Below are 19,800 nucleotides of genomic sequence, written 5' to 3'. Positions count from 1 at the left end.
CATCGCGCAATGGTGCGCGCGCAATCCCGCAGCACAGTGACCAGCTCGTCAATGGAGCTTGCATGCGACAGCCGGGCCATCGCTTCGGTCAGCAGTCGACGTTGCTCGAAACCGTCCGGCTCCCTCAAGCCAAGCTCCTCGCGAGCGGCCCCGTTCAGGGGCGCGCCTGATTCAATCACATCCGTCACGGCCAGATACGCAGCCTTATGATTATCGGTTCAACACGAGATCTGCCGAAACGGGTCGGCTTCAAAACAAAGAAGCCGCACCGGGGCCAAACCTCCCCCGAGGTTCGGCCCTGACGCCGAGCGACAGAATCTCATCCTGCATCCTGAACGCAGTTGCAGCATGCGCAATTACGCAAAAATACAGGTCGATTTGCCCTGTCTCAGTTCGGGGCGCGCAGGGCGGAGACCGCCGCTGCCGGCAGGTTGCGCACCACGCCGCTGACGATCGGGTGGCGACCGTTCGCGCGTGCGGGAGCGGCTGCGGCATCCGTGCGGAAGGCGCTGGTGAGCTCGGCCAGGGTTTCGGCTTCCTGCTCGAGCGTGCGGGTGGCGGCGGAGGTTTCCTCGACCATCGCGGCGTTCTGCTGCGTGCCCCGGTCCATCGCGCCGATCGCGGTGCTGACTTCGCCGATCGCGACCGCCTGCGCCTTGTTGTCCTGCGCCATGGTGCCGAGCAGGGCGTGGACTTCGCCGACATCGCTGGAGATGTTGGCGAGCGCGCCATCGACCTTCATCACCGCATCCACCGCGGTAACCACTTCGGCCTGGGTCGTGGTGAGCTGGTCGCGGGCGCGGCCGGCTTCTTCCTCGGCGCGCATCGCGAGCGCGCTGACCAGGTCGGCGACCACGGCGAAGCCGCGGCCCGCCTCGCCGGCGCGGCCGGCTTCGACGGCGGCGTTCATCGCGAGGACGCGGGTCTGGAAGGCGATCTTGTCGAGACCCTCGATCACCGTGTCGATGCCCTTGGCGCTTTCCGAAACGCGGTTCATCGCCTCGACCGCCTGATGGGCGACGCTGCGGCCGTCATCGACGGTGGCGATCGCCTGGTCGGCGCGGGCGACGGTGGACTGGGCGGCGCGGGCGGTGTTGCTCGAGCGGCTGTCCATCTGCGAGACGGCGGCGTTGGTCTCCTCGAGGCTGGCGGCATTGGCCTGGGTGCGGCGGGCGAGGTCGTCCGACGCCTGGGCGATCTCGTGGATCGTGCCGTTGATCCGCTGCGAGCCGGCGGTGACCGCGCGGATCATGTCCTGCATCTTGGCGAGCGTGTGGTTGTAGCTGCGCTCGAGCGAGGCATAGGTGGCGGGCATGTTGGCGAGCTGGCGGGTGAGGTCGCCATCGGCGAGCGCGGCCAGCGCCTCGTCGAGCGCCTGCACGGCCTTTTCGCGGGCGACCTGCTCTTCCTCGAGATAGATCGAGATGGAGAGCTCCATGTCGAGCAGGGCGGCCTTGCTCAGCGCGGCGGGCAGGGCGGCGGCGGCGCGGGGGCGGAAGGCATTGACGAGGCGGCGCCACAGCGGGGTGCGCGCCATCGTGGCTTCGATCAGGTGCTCCAGCACCAGCGCATAGCCGCCGACATACCAGCGCGGCTCGAGCCCGATGCGCGAATGGGTGGCGCCGATGCGGCGGACGCTCTGATAATATTGCTCGTCGAAATTGCCGTCCATGATACGGCCCCAGTGCTTTTCCTGGGCCGACTGGGCGCCGCGCATGTGATCGGCGTTCGAGAAGAAGCGCGCGGTCTCCGGGGTGGCGCGGACACGGGCGTAGAAACGATCAAGGGCCTTGCCGATTACCGAGCGGATCAGCGTGCTGTTGGCGGAAAGCGTGGCACGCTGCGCGGGTCCCATCTCCATGTACGCGAGACGGGACGAGAGATGATCGGTCACTTCGAGGATTCTCCTTGGGATGCCCCCCTATTCTAGGAGAGCGAACCCAAGGGCGGTGCCGCCGCGCGCAGGATATTGATCCGGATCAAAAATTCAGCCGGCGGCCTTGGCGAGTCCGCGCGAGAGCTGGAGCGCGCCGTTGAGCCGGGCCTGGGGCGTGGCCCAGGCGCGGTTGATGACCAGCTTCATGTCCGGGCGCAGCTTCGCGGTGCCTTCCAGCTTGTCGACATAGGCGAGCAGGCCCTCGACGTTCGGGAACTTGTCGTCGTGGAAGCTGACCAGCGCGCCCTTGGGGCCGACATCGATCTTGGCGATGCAGGCCTTCTTGGCGTTGAGCTTGGTCTCGATCAGGGTGATCAGGTTCTCGGTCGCCTCGGGCAGCTTGCCGAAGCGGTCGATCAGCTCGGCGGCGAAGGCCTCGATGCCGGCGCGGTCCTCGACGTCGTTGAGGCGGCGATAGAGGCCCATGCGCAGGTCGAGGTCGGGGACATAGTCCTCCGGGATCATGATCGGCGCGTCGACGGTGATCTGGGGCGACAGGTCGCGCGGGCGCTCGTCGCGCAGGCCGCCGGCCTTGGCGTCCATGATCGCTTCCTCGAGCATCGACTGGTAGAGCTCGTAGCCGACTTCCTTGATATGGCCGGACTGCTCGTCGCCGAGCAGATTGCCGGCACCGCGGATGTCGAGGTCGTGCGACGCGAGCTGGAAACCGGCGCCCAGGCTCTCCAGGTCGGAGAGGACCTTGAGGCGCTTCTCCGCCGCCTCGGTCATCAGCCGCTGGGCGGGGGTGGTCATGTACGCATAGGCGCGGGTCTTGGAGCGCCCGACGCGGCCGCGCAGCTGGTAGAGCTGGGCGAGGCCGAACTTGTCGGCGCGGTTGATGATGAGGGTGTTGGCCGAGGGGATGTCGATGCCGGACTCGATGATCGTGGTCGAGACGAGCAGGTCGTATTTGCGGTCGTAGAAGGCGGACATGCGCTCCTCGACCTCGGTCGGCGTCATCTGGCCGTGGGCGACGACATAGGAGATCTCGGGGACGTCGTTGCGCAGGAACTCCTCGATCTCGGGCAGGTCGGAGATGCGCGGGGTGACGAAATAGGCCTGGCCGCCGCGATAATGCTCGCGGAGCAGCGCCTCGCGCAGGACCACCGGGTCCCAGGGCATGACATAGGTGCGCACCGCGAGGCGATCGACCGGCGGGGTCTGGATCACCGACAGCTCGCGCAGGCCGGACATCGCCATCTGCAGGGTGCGCGGGATCGGGGTGGCGGTGAGGGTGAGGACATGGACGTCCGCCTTCATAGCCTTCAGCCGCTCCTTGTGGGTGACGCCGAAGCGCTGCTCCTCGTCGACGATGACCAGGCCGAGCCGCTTGAACTCGACATTCTTGGCGAGCACTGCGTGGGTGCCGACGACGATGTCGATCGTGCCGTCCGCCGCGCCGTCCTTGGTCGCCTTCATCTCGTTTGCGCCGACCAGGCGCGAGAGGCGGCCGACCTTGATCGGGAAGCCCTCGAAACGCTGGGTGAAGTTGTTGAAGTGCTGGCGGGCGAGCAACGTGGTCGGGCAGACCACCGCGACCTGCATCCCGGCCATTGCCGCGACGAAGGCGGCGCGCAGCGCGACCTCGGTCTTGCCGAAGCCGACATCGCCGACGATGAGCCGGTCCATCGGGCGGCCGGCCGCGAGATCCTCGAGCACGTCGCCGATCGCGCGGTCCTGGTCGTCGGTCTCCTCATAGGGGAAGCGGTCGACGAATGCGGGGTAGCCGCCGGCATCGGGCTCGGCGACTTCGGCGGGGCGGGTGGCGCGCTTGGCCGCGGTGGCGATGAGCTCGCCCGCGATCTCGCGGATCCGCTCCTTCATCCGGCTCTTGCGCCGTTGCCACGCCTCGCCGCCCAGCTTGTCGAGCGTCGCGCCCTCTTCGCCCGCGCCGTAGCGGCTCAGGACCTCGAGATTCTCGACCGGGACGTAAAGCTTGTCGCCGCCGGCATAGGTGAGCGCGACGCAGTCGTGCGGCGCCTTCTGCACCGGGATCTGGGTGAGCCCCTCATAGCGGCCAATGCCGTGATCGACGTGCACGACCAGGTCGCCCGGCGAGAGCGTCGCCAGCTCGTTGAGGAACGCGTCGGTCGACTTGCGGCGCTTCGAGCGGCGGACGAGACGGTCGCCGAGCATATCCTGCTCGGTCAGTACCGACACGTCGGGCGCGGCGAAGCCGTGATCGAGCGGCAGCACGATCATTGCGACGGCGCTGTCGGCGATGCCCATCGCCTCATGCCAGCTGTCCGCCTTGCGCGCGGTCTTAAGCCCGTGATCGGCGAGCAGCCCGGTCAGGCGCTCGCGGGCGCCGCCCGAATAGCTGGCGAGGATCGGCTTCCTGCCCGCCTTGCGCAGCTTGGCGATGTGCTCGACCACCGCCTCATAGACATTGGTGCCGGCGGCGCGTTCGGGCGCGAAATCGCGCGGGCCATCGACGTTGAAGTCGAGGACGGTAGCGCTTTCGGGCTCGTGGAAGGGCGTGGCGGTGTGCGCCGGCCAGTCGGCAAGGCGCTTCTCCCATTCGCTGGCGACCAGGTAGAGCGCATCGGCTGCGAGCGGGCGATAGCTGCCCGGGTCGGCCGACTGGGCGCGGACGCGGTTCGACTGATAGTCGGCGATCGCTTCGAACCGGGCTTCGGCGGCGCCGGCATCGCCCGCGTCGCGGATCAGGATCGCATCGTCGGGGAGATGCTCGAACAGGGTCTCTAGGCGATCCTCGAACAGCGGCAGCCAATGCTCCATGCCGGCGAGGCGGCGGCCGTCGCTGATCGCCTGGTAGAGCGGATCGCCGGTGGCGGTGGCGCCGAACTTTTCGCGGTACCGGGTGCGGAAGCGCTTGACCGATTCCTCGTCGAGCAGGGCTTCGGATGCGGGCAGCAGGGTGAAGCCATCGACCCGCCCGGTGGTGCGCTGGTCCGACGGATCGAAGGTGCGGACGCTCTCGATCTCGTCGCCGAAGAAATCGAGGCGGAGTGCCTGTTCGGCGCCCGAGGGGAAGAGATCGACCAGGCCGCCGCGCACCGCGAACTCGCCGGAATCGTTCACCGTGTCGACGCGGACATAGCCGTTCGCCTGGAGCAGTACCGCGAGCTTGTCCAAGCCGATGCGCTCGCCGGGGGCGAGGCGGGCGACGAGCTGGCGGATGCGGAAGGGCGTGAGCGTGCGCTGGGTGACGGCGTTGACGGTGGTGACGAGCAGGCGCGGCTTGTCGCTCTTGCTCTGCAGCGCGTGAAGCGTGGCGAGGCGTTCGGCCATGACGCGCAGCGTTGGGCTGGCGCGGTCATAGGGAAGACAATCCCAGGCGGGGAAGCTCAGGACCTCAAGCTCGGGCGCGAAATAGGGCGCGGTGCCGGCCACGGCGCGCATCGCGGATTCGTCGGGCGCAACGAACACGGCCATCCGCCCGGTGCGCGCCAGATCGGCCAGCATCCAGGGAAGGAAGCCGGCGGGAGCGCCCGAGAGAGTGAGGGGCTTTTGCGCGGAGAGGATGGTCTTGAGGTCGGGCATCTTGGCTCTTGGTTCGTCATCCCGGCGAAAGCCGGGATCTCAGGCGAAGGCGCGGGGAAGGAGCCGCACGAGATCCCGGCTTTTCGCCGGGATGACGGCTACTCGCTGATCGGCACGTAGTTCAGTTCCTTGAGCGCGGTCATCAACGTGCCGGCGAAGCGTTCGGGGGCAGGCTCGACGCCCATCGCCCAGGCCATGATGTCGACGTCCTGCTCCTCGAGCAGTTCCTCGAACAGGTCCATCTCGGCATCGCTCCAGCTGGCGCCATGCTTGTCGAAAAAGCCGCCGATCAGCAGGTCGGCTTCCTTCACGCCGCGGTGCCATGCGCGGAAGTGCAGGCGCTTGAGACGGATTTCGCGGTCCATGCGGGTCCTCAACGGCAAATGGCCGGCAGCGCGAAACGGCGCAGTCGGCGAGGGGAATAGGGATGTGCAGATAGGTCGGTGGGGGGCGAAACGCCAGTCCACAACTTAATCGCGCCATTATCGGGCGATTGCAGCCCGATTGGCCGGCGATCTTCCTATGATGGGGGATACATTGGGTAGGGGTAGTTCCAAATGCGTTTCGTGATGCTGAAGTCGATCAATGGCGATCCGATCCTCGTGAACATCGCCGAGGTTCGTACCGTGGCGACGATCAACATGGCGGGCGACGATGTGGGCGTACTCTCGTTCGACGGCGCGCATGAAGTGGTGGTCGGATCGACCGTCAACGAAGTCCATGCCGCGATCGAGGCGGCCGGCCAGGCGATCGCGCCGGCGCGCAACGCGGCGTGAGGCGCTAGATTTTCCATTTCGGTTGCCCGGCGAAGGCCGGGGACCAGCTCTGGATTTAAGGCTGGCCATAGAGCCTGCACGAGTCTTCGGAATTGCTCCCGTCATCCCCGCGAAGGCGGGGATCCATTGCCATTGCGGGCAATGGGACTGACTTCGGGCAGCCAGAATGGATTCCCGCCTTCGCGGGGATGACGATAAGAACATGCGTTCCCGACCCAGGTTCGGGCTTTGCATCCCGAATGCCCGGCTGGCTCATATCGCCCCCTAGCGGCGCGCCGTTGCAGCGATTAGGTCGGGGCCAATGCGGCCCGACATTCTCAATCCGCTTTTCGCCGAAGTCACGGCGCTGAAGGGCATTGGCGCCGCGCTCGCCAAGCCGCTGGAGCGGCTCGGGCTGGCGCGGGTGGTCGATGTCGCCTTCCATCTGCCGACCGGTTTCATCGACCGTATCCCGCGCGACGAGCTGATGGCGTCCGATGTCGGCCGGATCATCGCGATCGAGCTGACCGCAGCCAATTATCGCTTCGGCAGCAGCCCGCGCTCGCCCGCCCGGGTGCAGGCGGTCGACACGCATGGCAATTTCGTCAGCCTGGTCTTTTTCGGCGGCAATTCGGGCTGGGCGAAGAAGCTGCTGCCGCTCAACGAGAAGCGCTGGGTGTCCGGCCGGCTCGACCAATATGGCCAGGAATTGCAGATCGTGCACCCCGAGGTCGTCGTGCCCGAAGAGGCCGAGGGCGGCGGGCGCGAGGCGGTCTATCCCTGTTCGGAAGGCATCACCTCGAAGCGTATCGCGGCGATGGCCGCCCAGGCGATCGAGCGCGCGCCCGACCTGCCCGAATGGATCGAGCCGAGCCTGAAGGAGCGGCACCAATGGCCGGGCTGGAAGGAAGCGCTGACCCGCATCCATGCCGATCCGGCCGACGCCAAGGCGCGCGAGCGGCTCGCCTATGACGAGGTGTTCGCCAACCAGCTCGCATTGATGCTGGTGCGCGGCGAGGCACGAGCCAAGCGCGGGCGCTCGCTGCAGGGGGACGGGCGGCTGCGCGACAGGCTCCAGCTGCCGTACACGCCGACCGGCGCCCAATCGCGGACGATCCGCGAGATCGAGGGCGACATGGCGCAGAGCCAGCCGATGCTTCGCCTGCTCCAGGGCGATGTCGGCGCGGGCAAGACGCTGGTCGCGACGATGGCGCTGCTGATCGCCGCCGAGGCGGGGGCGCAGGGCGCGATGCTGGCGCCGACCGAGATCCTGGCGCGGCAGCATTACGAGAATCTGTCGCGGATGCTCGCCGGGCTCGATGTGCGGATCGCGATCCTGACCGGGCGCGACAAGGGCAAGGCGCGCGAGGCGACGCTGATGGGGCTCGCCGCGGGCGAGATCGACATCCTGGTCGGCACCCATGCGATCTTCCAGCAGGGCGTGACGTATCGCGACCTGGGGCTGGTGGTGGTGGACGAGCAGCACCGCTTCGGTGTGGCCGAGCGGCTGATGCTCCAGGCCAAGGCGCAGGTGCCGCCCCATCTGCTGGTGATGACCGCGACGCCGATCCCGCGCACGCTGCAGCTCGCTTCGCATGGCGAGATGGATGTGAGCCGGCTCGACGAGATGCCGCCGGGCCGCCAGCCGATCCAGACCACGGTGATCGCCGAGGACAAATTGGACGCGGTCGTTGCCGGGCTGGGGCGGCACCTGGAGGCGGGCAAGCAGGCCTATTGGGTGTGCCCGCTGGTCGAGGAAAGCGAGAAGACCGATCTCGCCGCGGCCGAGCATCGCGCGGCGACGCTCACCGCCAAGTTCGGCGCCAAGGTCGGGCTGGTCCACGGCCGGATGAAGGGACCGGAGAAGGACGCGGTGATGGCGCGCTTCGCCAGCGGCGAGCTGGGCGTGCTGGTCGCGACGACGGTGATCGAGGTCGGCGTGGACGTCCCCAATGCGACGCTGATCGTGATCGAGGCGGCGGACCGGTTCGGCCTCGCCCAGCTCCACCAGCTGCGCGGACGCGTCGGGCGGGGCGGGGGGCAGTCGCACTGCATCCTGCTGCGCGGCGACAAGCTCAGCGAGACGTCGCGGGCGAGATTGGCGCTGATGCGCGACACCACCGACGGCTTCCTGATCGCCGAGCGCGACCTCGAACTGCGCGGCGCGGGCGAGATCCTCGGCACGCGCCAGTCGGGCGAGCAGACCTTTCGGCTGGCGACGCCGGAGAGCCTGGCGACCTTGATCGCGGCAGCGAATGGCGATGCGCGGCTGCTGGAGGACCAGGACCGGGCGCTACGATCGCCGCGCGGGGAGGCGGCGAGGGTGGCGCTGTACCTGTTCGAGCGGGATGCTGCGGTGAGCCTGTTGCGGGCGGGGTAAATTCTCCCCTCCCTGGAAGGAAGGGGAATGGGAACCTACTTCGCTTTCACCATCACCGAGATCAGCTCGTAATAGCTGGCGAGGTCGATCGCGCGCTCGAACTGGCAGCCAATGCGGCCGCCCAGCGCCCAGCGGACTTCCGCCACCACCGTGCCGGCATGCGGCAGGACCACGCGGATGCGGTCGCCGGTCTGGAACTCGTCTTCGCAGCGCGCCATCAGGCCGTGCGGCGAGATGTTGACGATGATGAAATTCAGCTGCTTCGCGTCGGGACCGAACGCGCGCGCGCGGTAGTAGACGTCTTCGCGTCCTTCCCGCCGGGGCTCCGAATAAGCCAGGTTCGATCCAAAACTCACGCCACGCCTCACAAAACGCTTGAGGTACGGTTGCGGTGATACTGTTACCGCGTGAATCTCATTGCAACGAAGCTGCTTAACACCGACTTATCGGAGCATCCGGAAGGTTACGCAGGTACGAGCAGGCCGTGCTTCTTCTTGCCGAAGCTGAGCTTGACCTGGCTCGTCACCGGGATGTCATAGGCCGGGTCGCTTACCACCTGGTCGTCTACGCGGATCGCGCCCTCGGCGATCTTGCGGCGGGCCTCGCCCTTGGAGGCGCAGAGCTCGAGCGCGATCAGGGCGTCGACCACGTTGATGCCGGTACCCTCGACCGCGAAGGTCGGGAGCGAACCGCCGGCCGAGCCTTCCTCGAACACCTTGCGGGCGGTCTCGGCGGCTTCATCGGCTGCGGCGCGGCCGCGGCACATGGCGGTGGCTTCGTTGGCGAGGACCTTCTTGGCTTCGTTGATGCCGGCGCCCTCAAGTGCCTCGAGGCGGGCGATCTCTTCGAGCGGCAGGTCGGTGAACAGGCGCAGGAAGCGGCCGACGTCGCGGTCGTCGGTGTTGCGCCAGAACTGCCAGTAATCGAACGCCGAGAGCTGGTCGTCGTTGAGCCAGACGGCGCCCGACATGGTCTTGCCCATCTTGCCGCCGTCCGCCGTGGTGATCAGCGGGGTGGTGACGCCGTAGACCTCGGTGCCATCGACGCGGCGGGCGAGTTCGATGCCGTTGACGATGTTGCCCCACTGGTCCGACCCGCCCATCTGCAGGCGGCACGCGGCGCGGCGCGACAGTTCCAGGAAGTCATAGCCCTGGAGGATCATGTAGTTGAACTCGAGGAACGACAGCGACTGCTCGCGGTCGAGGCGCAGCTTGACCGAGTCGAAGCTGAGCATGCGGTTGACCGAGAAATGCCGGCCGATATCGCGCAGGAACGGGATGTATTCGAGCTTGTCGAGCCACTCGGCATTGTCGACCATCACTGCGTCGGTGGGGCCGTCGCCGAAGGTGAGGAATTTCTCGAACACGGTCTTGATCGAGGCGACGTTCTGCTGGATCACCTCGTCGGTCATCAGCTTGCGCGCCTCGTCCTTGAACGAGGGATCGCCGATCTTGCCGGTGCCGCCGCCCATCAGCACGATCGGCTTGTGGCCGGCCTGCTGGAGGCGGCGCAGCAGCATGATCTGGACGAGGCTGCCGACGTGCAGCGACGGCGCGGTCGGGTCGAAGCCGATATAGCCGGGGACGATCTGCTTCGTCGCAAGGGCGTCGAGCGCCTCCGGGTCGGTGACCTGGTGGATATAGCCACGTTCGGAGAGCAGGCGGAGCAGATCGGACTTGAATTCGGTCATAATGCGGGCCGCATAGCCGAGCCGAGCGGCCCTGTCATGCCTTGGACGTATCGCAGTCCTTGTTGCCGGCATACGCGCTGAGAATTGCGGCGAGCAGGCCGGGGAAGCGGGCGTCGACTTCGCCGCAGCGCGTCGTGTTGCGCATCTCGACGCCCTGGCGCTCCGAATGGATCAGCCCGGCGTCGCGCAGCACCTTGAAATGCTGGGACAGCGAGGACTTGGGGATGTCGCGATCGCCGACCCTGGCGAAGGTCGAGCAGCCCTGGACGCACCCCTGGCCGGCGACCTGGGCGAAGATCGCCGCGCGCGTGGGATCGGACAGCGCGTGGAGGATCGCCTCCACCGACACGTCTTCGATCGAAGGGTGAAACAGGGGTCGCATGAATTCTATCTAGGGGCTCTTGAAGCTTGGTTCAACAGTTCCGAAATCCTGAACTATGGGAGTATGGGGCCATATCGGCGACCGGCCCATGGAGAATTTCAGTCATGTCGAAGCTCGCAGACAAGGTCGCGATCGTTACCGGAGCATCCAAGGGCATCGGTGCCGGCATCGCCAAGTCGCTGGCGGCGGAAGGCGCCGCCGTGGTGGTCAACTATGCGTCGAGCAAGGCCGGCGCCGATGCGGTGGTGCGCGACATCACCGATGCCGGCGGCAAGGCGATCGCCGTGCAGGCCGATGTCGCCAGGGCCGACCAGGCGCAGGCGCTGGTCGATGCTGCGATCAGGGAATTCGGCCGGCTCGACGTGCTGGTCAACAATTCGGGCGTCTATGAATTCGCCTCGCTCGATGCGACGACCGAGGAACTCTATCGCCGCACCTTCGACGTGAACGTGCTCGGCGTGCTGCTCACCACCCAGGCGGCGGCTAAGCATCTCGGCGAGGGCGCAAGCGTGATCAACATCTCGTCAGCGGTCACCAGCCTCTTCCCGGCGGAGTCCGCAGTCTACACGGGCACCAAGGGCGCGGTGGACGCGATCACCGGCGTGCTCGCCAATGAGCTCGGTCCGCGCAAGATCCGCGTCAACGCGATCAACCCGGGCGTGGTCGAGACCGAGGGCACCCATGCCGCGGGCTTTGTCGGTTCGGAATTCTTCGACGCGATCATCGGCCAGACCCCGCTCGGCCGCGTCGGCTATCCGGACGACATCGCCGCGATCGCCGTGTTCCTGGCTTCGGACGATGCGCGCTGGCTGACCGGCGAGAAGCTGACCGCCAGCGGCGGCCTGCGCTGAGCTTGGGGCGGGATGGGGCGACCCGGCCTCATCCCGCAACCGGCTTCGGCGCAGATGGTCGCGTCACCATCCAGATGCCGGCGCAGACCAGCAGCAGCGCGGCGAGATAGCTCTAGTGGAGCAGCGATTCACCGAGGAAGACCGCGGACAGCGCGACGCCGAACACCGGGATCAGGAAGTTGAACGCGGCGATCAGGCCGACGGGATTGTGCTTGAGCAGCAGGCTCCACAGCGCGAAGGCGACCGAGGACAACAGCGCCAGATACAGCAGCAGCGCGGCCGCAGGCAGGCTGGGTGTGGCGATATGGCCGTTGCCGCCAAGGCCGACCGAAGTGAGGATCAGACCGCCGATGCCGAGCTGCCAGCCGGTCATCACCAGCGGATCCATGTCGCGCGAGATGCGCTTGCCATAGATCGAGGCGGCGGCGAGGACGAAGGCTGCGATGATGACGAAGCCCTCGCCCAGCAGGCTGAAATCGAAGTCGAGACGGCCGTTGCCGCCCAGGTTGACCACTACCACGCCGAGGAATCCGACCAGGCAGCCCAGCGCCTTGCGGCTGCTCAGCCGGTCGTCGGCATAGAGGAAATGGGCGATCACCACGCTGAAGAACACCCCGGTGGCGTTCATGATCGACGACTTCACGCCCGACGCATTGGCGAGGCCGACATAGAAGAACACGTACTGGATGCCGGTCTGGGTGAGGCCGAGCAGCGCTACCTGGCGCCACTGGCCTGCGCTCAGGGCAAAAACCCGCTTGCCGGTTGCCGCAGCGAAAGCGAGCAGGATCGTACCCGCCAGGACGAAGCGATAGCCGGCGAACAGCAGCTGCGCGGCGGTATCCGCCCTGGCGATGCCGAACAGTGCATAGCCGTTCTTGATCGCGGGATAGGCGCTGCCCCAGAGCACGCAGCAAAGCGTGGCGAGCAGGAAGACACCGGTGCGGGACTGGTAGAAAGGACTGGACACGCGCGGCCCGTAACGCATCTTCGCGCGCGTACAAACCGCCACCAGGTCACCATGCACCTTCGCGTTCCACTTTACCCGCATCCCGATTTCCCGAGTGCGGTCGATCGCATCGAAGTGAAGGTGACGCGTTTTGCCCCGCAGCTGCTGGGCCTGCGCTATTTCGTCTTCGGCCCGCTGGACCAGCTGGTGCTTCCGCCGGCCGCGGAGGCGACGGCGCGGCGCGACGAACTGTGGAAGTCGACCTGCTTTGAAGCGTTCGTGCGCGGGGAGGGCGAGGGGTATCTCGAGCTCAATTTCGCGCCCTCGGGCGATTGGGCGGCATACAGCTTCACCGGCTACCGCGAAGGCATGGCCGATGCTCCGGTTAGCAGCCCGCGAGGCACCTGGATGTCCGGCGGCGTGATGGCGGCGGAGGTGGAATTGCCGCTCGAAGGCCCGTGGCAGCTGGCGATCACCGCGGTGATCGAGGAATGCGACGGAACCAAATCCTATTGGTCCTCCGAGCATGGCCCTGGAAAGCCGGACTTCCATGCCGAGGCGGGATTTGTGGTGGAATTGCCGGCACAGGCGCAGGCGAGCGCCTTCTGACGGAGCGCAGGCGGCAGGGCCAGTTGCGCTCTCCCTATAGGATAGCAAGCTAAACCGATGAGAGCGGGCGACGATCCGGCTTGCGTCATGCTCGAACTCCCCGCATCCAGCAGCGCATGAAATTCGGCATCGACCGGCTGCTCGCCGACCCTGAGCTTCGTCGCCCCCTCGAAGGCAAGCGCATCGCGCTGCTCGCCCATCCCGCCTCGGTGACGGAGGATCTGACGCACTCGCTCGATGCGCTGGTCGCGACCGGGCTCAACGTCTCGGCGGTGTTCGGTCCGCAGCACGGGGTGCGCGGCGACCTGCAGGACAATATGATGGAGTCGCCGGACTATACCGACCCGACGTACGGGATGCCGGTGTTCAGCCTCTATGGCGAGGTCCGCCGCCCGACCGGTCAGTCGATGGGCACGTTCGACACGATCCTGATCGACCTGCAGGACGTGGGTTGCCGTATCTACACCTTCGTCACCACGCTGCTCTATGTGCTCGAAGCCGCAGCGGAGCATGGCAAGGGCGTGTGGGTGCTCGATCGCCCCAATCCCGCCGGCCGCCCGGTGGAGGGCACGACGCTGCTTCCAGGCTGGGAGAGCTTCGTCGGCGCCGGGCCGATGCCGATGCGCCACGGCATGACGCTGGGCGAGATGGGCCATTGGTTCATCCGGCAGTTCAACCTCGATGTCGACTATCGGGTGATCGAGATGGAAGGCTGGCAGCCCGACGCCGCGCCCGGCTTCGGCTGGCCGATCGAACGCCCCTGGATCAATCCGAGCCCCAATGCTGCCAACGTCAACATGGCGCGTGCCTATGCCGGCACGGTGATGCTGGAAGGCACATTGCTCTCCGAAGGCCGGGGCACCACGCGCCCGCTCGAGTTGTTCGGTGCGCCCGATATCGACGCGAAGAAGCTGATCGTCGCCATGTACACGCTGGCGCCGCAATGGCTGGCGGGATGCACGCTGCGCGATTTCTGGTTCCAGCCGACGTTTCACAAGCATGTGGGGCAGCTTTGCTCGGGCGTGTTCATCCATGCCGAGGGTGCTGCCTATGACCATCAGGCGTTCCGACCGTGGCGGCTGCAGGCGCTGGGCTTCAAGGCGATCCGCAAGCTCTATGGGGATTATCCGCTGTGGCGCGATTTCCCGTACGAATATGTGTTCGACAAGTTGGCGATCGACGTCATCAACGGCGGCACTGACCTGCGCGAATGGGTGGACGACTCAGCGGCGGAGCCCGGCGATCTCGACGCGCGGACGCTGCCCGACGAGGCTGCCTGGATCGAGGCACGACGGCCGCACCTGCTCTATTGAACGAACGGGTTCCGGCGGGCGGGAGGGAGAACACCACCCGCCGGAATTCCGTCAGGCGTCCGCCAGTTCCGCCTTTGCGATCGCCGGGATCAGGCCCAGCGACAGGGTCTGGCCTTCCGCGCCGCCGATATAGGCGGTGACGCCGTTGACCTCATATTGCATCGCGAAATACTTGGAGTTCCCGTAATCGGGATCGCCGCCAAAGGTCTCGTTGTTGAGCGCGAGCTGGAAGTTGGTTGTGCCCTGATCGACGATCAGGCCGCCCTGGTTCAGGATCGCCTGGCAGATCGCCGTCACGTCGAAGCCGTTATTGGACGAGCCATAGATAGCGCGCTTCACCTGGAACGGCGTGTTCGCGGACTGCGCCACGCTCGGCTGCGGCGCGGTGTTGAAATAATAGGCCGGATAGCCGGGCGAGGGGATCAGATCGACCGTTGTGTTCTCGACCGCGGCGAGACCGATGGGGTTGCCGCTGTTGAGGCCGGTGGCGGTGTACCAGGCCAGGAAATATTTGGTCGCCCCGGAATCGGGATCGCCGAAACTGCCATTGTTCACGGCAACGTCGTCATTGCCGCCGGCAACCATGGCCGCCACTTGCGAGGTGACGTCTTCCCCCATGGAATTGGACGCGTAGACGGCGAGAAGGATCGATATGGTCATCGCAAATCTCCATTTTCGAAAAACAAAGCCGTACTTTGCGCTGATATGCGGCGACTTGCTTCATTTCGGACGCAAAATGCCCCAGCGTGGCGATTGTGCGCCGCGACTCGAAAGTTCTGATAAAGCAAATCCGTGAATAGGCTGCGACTTGATTTAAGAATGTTCAAGTGAATTTGCGTCGCAAATGGCGATGAAATATATACGTGACTTAATATTGTAAATTACGATGCGATAATGATTTTGTTATATTATAAAATGAATTTGACGTAATCTTGGGGTGCCATATGCTCCGCCGAAACGCGGCGTGTTACCGCATCCGTCTCGGCATTTGCCTCGCAACGGCAATGCGCCTAACCACCGCATCATGTTGGCGGGGCTGATATTTGCGGTCGAGGAGGCTGAGGGCCGCCCGGGGACTTTGATGGCGACGCTGCCGTTCGGCGGCATGACGTTGCTCGAATATCAGGCGCGGCTGCTGTTCGGCGCCGGCACCGAGCAGGTGCTGGTCGCGGTCGGCAAGATGACCCCGGCGTTGCTCGCGGCGGTGAATCGCGCCGCCAAGCGCCATCCCCGCATCGAGATCGTCCGATCGGCCGAGGAAGCCGCCGAGAAGATCGCGCCCGGCGCGCAGGTGCTGGTGATGGCTGACGGGCTGGTCACCACCGATCCGGTGATGGACCGGATGGCCAAGGCGGGCGGCGAGGCGCTGCTTGTCACGGATGATCCGACATCGCCCGCCGCGATCGAGCGACTCGACATGCGGGACAGCTGGGCGGGGATCGCGCGCATCTCGCTGGAGCAACTCACCCAGATCGCCCAGATGCCCGAGGATTATGATTTCCAGTCGGCGCTACTGCGGGTCGCCGCGCAATCGGGCGCCGAGCATGTAGGGTTGACCGCGGGCTGGCTGAAGGGCGGCCATGCCGTCGAGCGCAGCATCGAGGGGCTGGCTGCGCGCAACACCGGTGTGCTCGCAGCACTTACCGAGCGCCGCACCGACTGGGCGGATCGCTGGGTGTTCACCCGCGCCGCGCGTATCGTCCTGCCGGAACTGGTCGGGCGGAACGTGCGGGGCTGGGCGGTGAGCGTCGGTGGCGGCGTGGTTTCGGCGATTTCGCTGGTCTGCACCGCGATGGGCTGGGTCGGTGCGGGCAGCGTCGTCGCGCTGCTTGGTACCGCGACGCTCGCCACGGGCGCGGCGATGGCGGTGCTGCGCGGTGAGGACAAGCGCGCCGGGTTGCTCGAATGGGCGATCTTCGCGCTGTTCGCCCTGATCGTGCTGCTCAGTGGCTGGGTGGAATTCGCGGCCAGCGGGAGCACGACGCCGCCGGTGCTCGCGCTGGTTGCCGCAGCTGCGCAATGGCTGGTCGAACGCGTGCCAAGCCGGCCGAAGCGCTGGTGGTCGAGCCCCTCGGCGCACCTGCTGGTTTTTTCGCCCTTCGCATTGTCCGGATTCGCGACAATCGGGCTTGCTGCAGTTGCGATATATTCCTTCGCCACGCTCGCTGCGGCAGTTGAGGGTACGCGCGAAAAAGCTTAGTCTCGTCTTAAGGACATTTCCGTTAGCTTGGGGTCGATGTCGGAGAATCCCATCGACATGCGCGATGGCCTGGCTGTCAGCGCCCGGGAGCTGCTCGCACGTGCGGCGGCTGCGGAGTTGCGCGCCTATAAGGGTCTGATGGTCGCCGTTGATGATTTCTTCCTGCCCGAAGAGGCCCGGCTCGACGAGCATAGCCGCGCAGGCCTGGCCGCGCTGTTGCGCGGGCTCGTGGAGACGGTGGAAGGCGAGATTCGCGAGCATGCCGTACGGTTGTTGACCGGGCGCAGCGAGACCCTGCTGGTCGCCAAGCTGATCGAGCCGGGCAATTCGGTGCTCGCACGACTGTGGAATTCCGGGCTGCTCCGTGATGGCGAGCTGATGGGCGAGCTGATCGCGCGGGTGCGCCAGGAGATGCTGGGCGCGGCGCTGCCGATGAGCGCGCCGGACGATCCCGAGCGGCCGAGCCTGATCAACCGATTCGTCCAGCATCCGGACAGGGTCGTCGCCGCCAGCGCGATGGCGGTGCTGATCGCCGAAAGCCGGCGCCGGGGCAGTCCCGAAGTGGGACAATTCCAGACCGAGCTGCCCGCCGAGCTGCACCACCGGCTGGTGTGGTGGACGGCGGCGGCGCTTCGGGAGCGCGTGGTCGATGCCAGTGAATCGCTCGATCGCGTCTTGTGCGACGCGGCGCAGCGCAGCCTTGCCGCCTATGATGAGGGCGATCGGCTCGAAGCCGCCGCGATGCGCTTCGCCGCCGCGATCGATGCCCAGCCGGGCGAGCTCCCGGCCATGCTCGTCGAGTCGCTTGGTGACCGGCGGATCGTGCTGTTCATCGCGCTGCTCGGGCACGGCATGGGCGTGCCCTATGAGCTGGCGCGTGACCTGGTGCTGGATCCGGCGGCGGACCGGCTATGGCTTGCGCTGCGGGCGCTGGATATCGGTCGCGAGGGCGTGGCCCAGGTCGGCTATGCGCTGAGCGAAGCCGATCCGCGCCGCGACCTCGAGAAATTCGCCGACACGCTCGATACGATCGCCGCGATCGCTCCGGCCGAGGCGCGCGCCGCGCTGGCGCCGCTCAAGCTCGATCCGGATTATCGCGCTGCGTTGATCGCTCTCCAGCGGGGAGGGGCGAAGTGAACATCATCGATCCCTCGCTGCCGCTGTCGATCGCCCGGCTCGATGCCGAAGGGCGGCTGATCGATGCCGAAGCGCGGCTGTTCGAGCTGAACATGCGCGCCGGCGGCAATATCGGTACCCCGCTGGCGGTGCCGCAGATCGCGACGCTGGCGCGTCTCGCGCAGCGGCTGGGCATCGCGATCTCGCGCAATGTGATTGCCGCCGATGGCGAGGACGATCTGGAGCTTTGGGTGCGGGCCGAGCCCGAACAGGGCGGCGTGCGGCTCGAAGTGAGCGGCTGGCGGCTGCGGCCGGGCTGGCGCGCGCCGGCGAGCGAGCCCGAGCGCGACGGGGACTTCTTCCGTTCGGCGGCCGACTGGCTGTGGGAGACCGATGCGTCGCTGCGCATCACCTTCCTCTCGATCGAGGCCGGCGCCCGCTATGGGTTCGACAGCTCGACCATGCTGGGCCAGCCGCTCACCCGGTTGTTCCGGCTGGAGCAGGACGAGGCCGGCGAACTGCCGATTCTGACCGCGGTGGCGGCGCAGGGCCGGTTCGACGGGCAGAAGGCCGAACTGCGCGGGACGGGGCGGATGGTTCGCCTCGCCGCGACGCCGCGCACCGATCCCGGCGGGCGCTTTGCCGGGTTCGTCGGTGCGGCGCATATGCTCGACCAGGTGGGTCCCGCCGCGCCCAAGATGGATGCGCCGGTACCGGCCGCCGCGGTGCCGTTCGGGGGCTTCCCCGATTCCTTCAGCCAGCGGCTCGATCGTGCGCTGCGCGGGCCGCTCGGCAAGATCATCGCCAACGCCGATTCGATCAGCGCGCAGACCGAGGGGCCGCTCAAGCCCGACTATGCGGAATATGCCAGCGACATCGCCAATGCCGGGCGGCACCTGCTCGGGCTGGTCGATGACCTGGTCGACCTGCAGGCGATCGAGCGCGACGATTTCGACACGGCGGACGAGGAGATCGACCTGGCCGATGTCGCGCGTCGCGCCGCCGGGTTGCTCGCGGTGCGCGCGGCCCAGGCCGAGGTGCGGATCGACCGGCCGGCGATGGACGAGCATGTGCCCGTGCACGGCGAGTTTCGCCGGGCCCTGCAGGTGCTGGTCAACCTGATCGGCAATGCGGTGCGCTATTCGCCGACGGGAGCGATGGTGTGGATCCGGCTCGAGCGCGACGACAGCCACGGCCATGTGATCGTCGCCGATCAGGGCAAGGGCATCGCCGAGGCGGACCAGGAGAAGATCTTCGAGAAGTTCGGCCGGGTCGATCCGACCGAGCCGGGCGGTTCGGGCCTTGGCCTATACATTGCCCGCAGGCTTGCCCGGGCGATGGGCGGCGACCTGATGGTCGACAGCGCGCCGGGGCAGGGTGCCCGCTTCGTGTTCAGCCTGCCGATCCGGCAATAGGGCGCCCGCCGGTCTGGCGGACGCCCCATCACTATTCCGGGTTAGCGACGGCAGACCGTCACGCGATGGCCACGGCGCCACTCGTTCCAGCAGACGCGGCGGCTGTGATAATAGCGGCGGTCATAGCCATAGCCGCGACCACGATCCCAACCGCGGTGACGGCCGCGATCCCAATGGCGGCGATCATAGTGACGATCCCGATAGCGCTCGCGGTAGCGCCAGTCCTGCGCGGCGGGCGCCGCTGCGGCGAGCGCGATCACGCTGGCGGTCGGTGCCGGCGCGGCGGCGGCCGGCGTGGCGGCGCTGGCGATGCCGACAGTGGCAAGCGCGGCCGCGGCGATCAGCTTGGCAAGGTTCATTGCAACTCTCCATTCCTCTCTATTCCCGCAAGAGAGAACGTTAGAGTCGCGATCGAGTCGCGTTGCTGAACCCGTTGGTAGGCGGAGGTTAAGGTAGATCGCGCTCCGCCCGGCGCGCGGCCCTGCGCTCGGCGCGGGTGGGGACGAGGCGGACGCCGCCCACCAGGATCGCGCTGAGCAATGCGATGATCCCGCCGCGTACGACCCAGGTCTGGCTGCCGATCATCGGACTGGAGATCGGCGCACGCAGCACGCCCAGGCCCTGGAGCATGAACACCACGCCGGCAATGAAGCCGAGGATGCCGATCAGGAGCAGGATGTTCTGGCGCATTCGGGCGACT

18 protein-coding genes are annotated in these 19,800 nt (G+C 66.8%); 8 read left to right on the top strand and 10 right to left on the bottom strand.

Annotation, left to right across the window (positions count from 1 at the left end; genetic code table 11):
- Positions 1-388 precede the first annotated feature (388 nt).
- From AC1RJ5_RS04250 to AC1RJ5_RS04240, 3 genes are all read right to left on the bottom strand, one after another.
- The gene (locus AC1RJ5_RS04250; protein WP_493111891.1) at positions 389-1,894 is read right to left on the bottom strand and encodes a protoglobin domain-containing protein; all 1,506 of its coding nucleotides are present in this window, start codon (positions 1,892-1,894) and stop codon (positions 389-391) included.
- 93 nt (positions 1,895-1,987) lie between these two features.
- Entirely contained in the window at positions 1,988-5,443 is a 3,456-nt protein-coding gene (mfd, locus tag AC1RJ5_RS04245) for a transcription-repair coupling factor (RefSeq protein ID WP_493111889.1), read from the bottom strand.
- Between the two features lie 98 nt (positions 5,444-5,541).
- A complete protein-coding gene (locus AC1RJ5_RS04240; RefSeq protein WP_184167202.1) occupies positions 5,542-5,808 on the bottom strand; it encodes an FAD assembly factor SdhE in 267 nt (88 codons plus the stop codon).
- A 192-nt stretch (positions 5,809-6,000) separates the two neighbouring features.
- On the opposite strand from AC1RJ5_RS04240, the gene AC1RJ5_RS04235 reads away from it, so the two are divergent.
- Together AC1RJ5_RS04235 and recG are read left to right on the top strand one after the other, a co-directional pair.
- Positions 6,001-6,219 carry a hypothetical protein gene (locus tag AC1RJ5_RS04235; RefSeq protein WP_184167199.1) on the top strand — a complete coding sequence of 73 codons (219 nt, stop codon included), beginning with the start codon at positions 6,001-6,003 and terminating at the stop codon, positions 6,217-6,219.
- Between the two features lie 301 nt (positions 6,220-6,520).
- The gene (gene recG, locus AC1RJ5_RS04230) at positions 6,521-8,578 is read left to right on the top strand and encodes an ATP-dependent DNA helicase RecG (RefSeq protein WP_493111886.1); all 2,058 of its coding nucleotides are present in this window, start codon (positions 6,521-6,523) and stop codon (positions 8,576-8,578) included.
- A gap of 35 nt (positions 8,579-8,613) precedes the next feature.
- Here recG and AC1RJ5_RS04225 read toward each other — a convergent pair whose 3' ends face one another.
- The 3 genes from AC1RJ5_RS04225 to AC1RJ5_RS04215 form a co-directional block, all read right to left on the bottom strand.
- A complete protein-coding gene (locus tag AC1RJ5_RS04225) occupies positions 8,614-8,934 on the bottom strand; it encodes a PilZ domain-containing protein (protein WP_184167193.1) in 321 nt (106 codons plus the stop codon).
- A 107-nt stretch (positions 8,935-9,041) separates the two neighbouring features.
- Positions 9,042-10,268 carry a tyrosine--tRNA ligase gene (tyrS, locus tag AC1RJ5_RS04220; RefSeq protein ID WP_269574962.1) on the bottom strand — a complete coding sequence of 409 codons (1,227 nt, stop codon included), beginning with the start codon at positions 10,266-10,268 and terminating at the stop codon, positions 9,042-9,044.
- Between the two features lie 34 nt (positions 10,269-10,302).
- Positions 10,303-10,650: an ArsR/SmtB family transcription factor gene (locus tag AC1RJ5_RS04215; RefSeq protein ID WP_269574963.1), complete on the bottom strand. Its 348-nt coding sequence runs from the start codon at positions 10,648-10,650 to the stop codon at positions 10,303-10,305.
- A 104-nt stretch (positions 10,651-10,754) separates the two neighbouring features.
- On the opposite strand from AC1RJ5_RS04215, the gene AC1RJ5_RS04210 reads away from it, so the two are divergent.
- Positions 10,755-11,501 (top strand): glucose 1-dehydrogenase, encoded by a 747-nt coding sequence (locus AC1RJ5_RS04210; RefSeq protein ID WP_493111883.1) that lies wholly within the window; start codon positions 10,755-10,757, stop codon positions 11,499-11,501.
- Between the two features lie 112 nt (positions 11,502-11,613).
- On the opposite strand, the gene AC1RJ5_RS04205 is transcribed toward AC1RJ5_RS04210, so the two are convergent.
- Positions 11,614-12,468 carry a DMT family transporter gene (locus tag AC1RJ5_RS04205; RefSeq protein WP_493111881.1) on the bottom strand — a complete coding sequence of 285 codons (855 nt, stop codon included), beginning with the start codon at positions 12,466-12,468 and terminating at the stop codon, positions 11,614-11,616.
- A 51-nt stretch (positions 12,469-12,519) separates the two neighbouring features.
- Between AC1RJ5_RS04205 and AC1RJ5_RS04200 the strand changes: the two genes are divergently transcribed.
- Together AC1RJ5_RS04200 and AC1RJ5_RS04195 are read left to right on the top strand one after the other, a co-directional pair.
- Positions 12,520-13,056, top strand: a complete 537-nt coding sequence (locus AC1RJ5_RS04200) for a DOMON-like domain-containing protein (RefSeq protein ID WP_493111879.1) — start codon at positions 12,520-12,522, stop codon at positions 13,054-13,056.
- Positions 13,057-13,172: 116 nt separating this feature from the next.
- Positions 13,173-14,369: an exo-beta-N-acetylmuramidase NamZ family protein gene (locus AC1RJ5_RS04195; protein WP_269574967.1), complete on the top strand. Its 1,197-nt coding sequence runs from the start codon at positions 13,173-13,175 to the stop codon at positions 14,367-14,369.
- 51 nt (positions 14,370-14,420) lie between these two features.
- Here AC1RJ5_RS04195 and AC1RJ5_RS04190 read toward each other — a convergent pair whose 3' ends face one another.
- Entirely contained in the window at positions 14,421-15,029 is a 609-nt protein-coding gene (locus AC1RJ5_RS04190) for a hypothetical protein (protein ID WP_269574968.1), read from the bottom strand.
- 421 nt (positions 15,030-15,450) lie between these two features.
- Between AC1RJ5_RS04190 and AC1RJ5_RS04185 the strand changes: the two genes are divergently transcribed.
- Genes AC1RJ5_RS04185 through AC1RJ5_RS04175 form a run of 3 tightly spaced genes read left to right on the top strand, consistent with a single transcriptional unit; the run spans position 15,451 to position 19,100 of the window.
- Positions 15,451-16,569 carry a hypothetical protein gene (locus AC1RJ5_RS04185; RefSeq protein ID WP_342250038.1) on the top strand — a complete coding sequence of 373 codons (1,119 nt, stop codon included), beginning with the start codon at positions 15,451-15,453 and terminating at the stop codon, positions 16,567-16,569.
- Between the two features lie 36 nt (positions 16,570-16,605).
- A complete protein-coding gene (locus AC1RJ5_RS04180) occupies positions 16,606-17,706 on the top strand; it encodes a DUF2336 domain-containing protein (protein WP_493111876.1) in 1,101 nt (366 codons plus the stop codon).
- Positions 17,703-19,100: a sensor histidine kinase gene (locus tag AC1RJ5_RS04175; protein WP_269574971.1), complete on the top strand. Its 1,398-nt coding sequence runs from the start codon at positions 17,703-17,705 to the stop codon at positions 19,098-19,100. The genes AC1RJ5_RS04180 and AC1RJ5_RS04175 overlap by 4 nt, the downstream gene beginning before the upstream one ends.
- A gap of 41 nt (positions 19,101-19,141) precedes the next feature.
- Here AC1RJ5_RS04175 and AC1RJ5_RS04170 read toward each other — a convergent pair whose 3' ends face one another.
- Together AC1RJ5_RS04170 and AC1RJ5_RS04165 are read right to left on the bottom strand one after the other, a co-directional pair.
- Positions 19,142-19,459 (bottom strand): hypothetical protein, encoded by a 318-nt coding sequence (locus AC1RJ5_RS04170; RefSeq protein ID WP_493111874.1) that lies wholly within the window; start codon positions 19,457-19,459, stop codon positions 19,142-19,144.
- 88 nt (positions 19,460-19,547) lie between these two features.
- Positions 19,548-19,790: a hypothetical protein gene (locus AC1RJ5_RS04165; protein WP_342250042.1), complete on the bottom strand. Its 243-nt coding sequence runs from the start codon at positions 19,788-19,790 to the stop codon at positions 19,548-19,550.
- Positions 19,791-19,800 lie beyond the last annotated feature (10 nt).

This window comes from Sphingomonas sp. GW822-FHT03G08 (genome assembly GCF_058801135.1).
This window is presented reverse-complemented; position numbering and strand designations above follow the sequence as displayed.